The sequence below is a fragment of the Ilumatobacter sp. genome, from assembly GCF_049588435.1.
Taxonomy (GTDB): Bacteria; Actinomycetota; Acidimicrobiia; order Acidimicrobiales; family Ilumatobacteraceae; genus Ilumatobacter_A.
The window spans coordinates 1-1,716 of record NZ_JBAVYV010000555.1 but is presented as its reverse complement, the minus strand read 5'-3'; the positions used below and the strand labels follow the sequence as shown (position 1 = coordinate 1,716).

Annotated in this window: 1 protein-coding gene; it reads left to right on the top strand. The window is 72.1% G+C overall.

All coding sequences use genetic code 11. The features are described 5' to 3' along the window. On the top strand, positions 1–1,538 hold a 1,538-nt coding region (locus tag WBV89_RS20795), incomplete at its 5' end, for a hypothetical protein (RefSeq protein WP_423983241.1). Positions 1,539–1,716 lie beyond the last annotated feature (178 nt).

Sequence of the window (1,716 nt, the reverse complement as noted above, 5' to 3'; positions counted from 1 at the left end):
TCGCTGCGCTGATCAGCGTCGTGTTCGTCGCGTGCTCCAGCAGCCCGACGGCAGCGCCGCGGTCCGAGACGCCGGAGATCACCTGCGACGCCGAGGTCGAGCCGGGAGTGGTGTCACCTCGTTCCTTCGGTGTGGAGCCCGTCCCGGCGGTCGCACCCGCCGAGCTGCCAGAGCTGTTCGACCTCGTGGACGACCTCGGCGTCTGCATCGTGGGGGTCAACGCCATCCGCTGGGACGCCGTCGAACCGTCGCCACCGGCCGACGGCACGCCTCGCTACGACTGGACGAGGCTCGATGCCGTGGCCCTCGAGGCCGCGCGCGTCGGCGTCGACCTCCAGCTCACCGTCCAGGTCTCCTCGACTTGGGGGACGGTGTCGACCGACGGATCGGTCGGAGCGCCGGGGTCCTCGCCGGTGCGGACGGAGCACCTCGAGGCGTTCGACCGCTTCATCGGCTCGATGGCTGCTCGCTACGGCGGCGAGCCCGGCGATCGGTGGGAGGCGCTCGACGAGCCCGTGCTGGCCATGCTCATGGTCGGCAACGAGATCGAGGTGCCGGGCCACTGGCGGGCGAACGGCGACGCCGAGCACCCCGCCACCGCGGAGAGCTATCACGACCTCCTCGACCGTGTGGCCGACATCGTCCACATCCGCGCCCCCGACGTCGAGGTGCTGCGTGCCTCGACCAACCCGGGGACGGCCTTCGACGACGGACCCGACGCCGCGACGCTGGGGGCGCGCATCGATCAGCTCGGCCCGACCGAGGCCCAGGCCTTCGCCGACTTCCAGGACCGAGCCGTCGATCCGGAGCGTCGCTACGACCACTACGCGCTGCACGCCAACCACGGTGCCGACGCCGTTTTCCACGCCGGTCGCTGGGCGCAGGATCGCCTGCCCGAGGGGACCGGGGTGGTCATCGAGGACATGCGCTCGACGTTGACGGCCACTCCGTACGTCGACCCGTGGGCCGACGTGGATGGTGACGGGGTCGCCGACGACCTCGCCGCCATCGGGGCCGACGCTGAGGGCGACGGCCTGGAGGCGGCATCACCCGAGGTGGTCGACTTCCGTCGCGCTCAGGCCGCGGTCGTCTCTCAGAAGGCCCTGTTCGCCGCCGCCGTCGGCTACCGGGCCGCCTTCGTCTCGACGCTCGTGGACTTCCCCGCCAGCTACCCGATCATCGAGTGGCGATCGACCGGGCTCGTGGATCGCACCCGGGGGGAGCTGCGTCCGGCGTACCTCGCCTACCAGCAGGTCATCGACATGGTGGGCGGGGCTCGTCGCGTGGGCTTCGAGCAGCGCTCGACGGGCATGTGGGTGGCCACGTTCATCGCGTCCGACGGTCGTCCGCTGGCCTTCGTGTGGTCGGACCTCGAGGACGTGGTCGACCTGACCGAGGTCATCGCCGACCCGGTCGGGGTCTCCGCTCTTCCCTCGCGGCCCGGCGAGCGGGGGCTGGTGGGGGTCGACGGCCCCATCGATGCCGTCCCGGTCGGACCCGTGCCCGTCGTGGTCCAGGGCCGCCCGCCGGACCGATGAGACGCCTCCAGATCCTGCAGCGGTACCTCCCGGGGCGGAAGCTGCGGGGAGGGCCAGCTTGGCTTCACCAACGAAGGTCGAGGGAGGACCAGAGCGTGGTGCCCGCCCGCGGTCTGCGCTCCGTCGCAGGGCAGGGTCGTCGGTCGCCGAGCGGGCCGTTGTCATGGCGTCGCGACGG